The following is a 1,511-nucleotide window of genomic DNA, read 5'->3' as shown; positions in this document are numbered from 1 at the left end:
GATGTTTTCCTCTGCGACGGTAATTCGGTCGGCGAGCAGGAAACGGCTATGGCTACGCCGGACGTTCAGGGTCGGCATCATTTCGCCTTTCTCGAAACGTCGGATCTCGTCGACGATGCCTTCCGCTCTCCAATAGCCGGATTGCGGGCAGGCTTGACCGCTGTTGCAGGTCAGCTTGCGGTAAGGCTCCCGGATGAAATCGGGAGATGCTGGCAGCGGTCGGCCGGAAGTGGGGTCGAGGAGCTTGGCCTTGGCCAGTTGCTGGATCAGTGCTTCGCTGGGTTTTTCTGGCGGGATGTTTGCCAGGCGCTCTTCTAGCCATTGCAGCTTGCCGTCCCAGGCGGGGAGTTTGGCCGGTGGCAGCGGGAGGATTTCGTTGATTTCGGGGACTTTGGGGTTGGCGTAGGAGTAGCCAGAGAGCACTTTCCAGATTTTTTCGTAGCGCTCGGCGCGTTCGAGGTCTTCTTGTTGACCGAGATAGTGCAATTCATTGGTGGGAGGCGGATTACGAAAGCCTTTGTATACAAAAGAGGCCGAGGTACTGCTGCCAGCAGCTACGCCGAGTTGGAATGCTTCAAGTGCCTCTTGATACTCCTCCCTTCCTTGAAGATGAACGCCTAGCTCTGTAGCCGCTTCGCCGTGGCCTTGTTCGGCAGCGCATCTGCGCATCTGCCGGGCAATAGAGGGGGCGATGCTCTTCGGCGCCAACTTGTTGCCCACATCGTACTGAGACTGGGCGTTACCTTGATCGGCGGCCTTGCGAAAATAACGTAACGCCATCTCCGGATCCTGCTTAAGCCCGGCCGAACCCTGCTGAAGGAAGATCCCTACAAAGTAGTAACCTGTCGCCACACCAGCATCGATCAGTTGCTGACTCAAGCGCAGGTGTTCGTCGCCACGCAACTGGAACCGTTGCCGCATGCCACCGTTCTGCAGGTTGATGTTGGCCTTGAAATGCCCATTTTCGGCGGCGATGCGGTACAACCGCTCGATTTCGACATCGACGCCTTTGTCCTGTTTGAGCTGGTTATTTTTCTGTAGCCAGCGGGCGTACTGGAACAGCACGTCGGTTTCGGCACTGGCTTCTGGGATATTTTCGTGGGCACAGGTAAAAGCCAGGTTGGCTTTGATTTCCGTCAGAGGTTTCACATGAGGGTCCTTCTTCATATAGTTAAAGGTGCTGCGGCTATCGCAGGCCGCTAACAGCAGGCAGGTGAGCAAGAGAAAACGGCGCATTAGTCGAGGTCCCACAGCTTGGCTTTTCCGTAGAAAAATTCGACGAGGGGGGCGTAAGGCGCTGCCTCGTCGTTTTGATGCTCTTTGTTTTTTTTGATGATCTCCTGCCAAGCTTCGAATGCATCGCCCACCTCCTCCTGCACCCCCTTCCCATCCGTATGCAGATCCCACAACCGCCGCCGCATTGCCTGGGTCACACTCATCCACTCATGGGCAATGTTCAGCTCACTATCGACCTGCATGCTCCGGGTATTGATGTTGGCCGAACCGTGGGT

The 1,511-nt window shown here is 56.3% G+C and carries 1 protein-coding gene and 1 pseudogene; both read right to left on the bottom strand.

Features of this window, described 5'->3' with window-relative positions; genetic code table 11:
• A partial coding sequence (locus tag KGA88_RS01880; protein ID WP_223588468.1) for a sel1 repeat family protein occupies nucleotides 1–1,236 on the bottom strand: 1,236 nt, incomplete at its 3' end.
• Nucleotides 1,236–1,511: pseudogene (locus tag KGA88_RS01875) on the bottom strand (phospholipase); the annotation flags it as partial. The gene KGA88_RS01880 and the pseudogene KGA88_RS01875, both read right to left, overlap by 1 nt.

The organism is Pseudomonas sp. A-R-19 (assembly GCF_019956575.1).
In the GTDB taxonomy this organism is placed as follows: Bacteria; Pseudomonadota; Gammaproteobacteria; order Pseudomonadales; family Pseudomonadaceae; genus Aquipseudomonas.
Note: the sequence above shows the minus strand (reverse complement) of the source record. Positions and strands in the feature narration are given on the sequence as shown.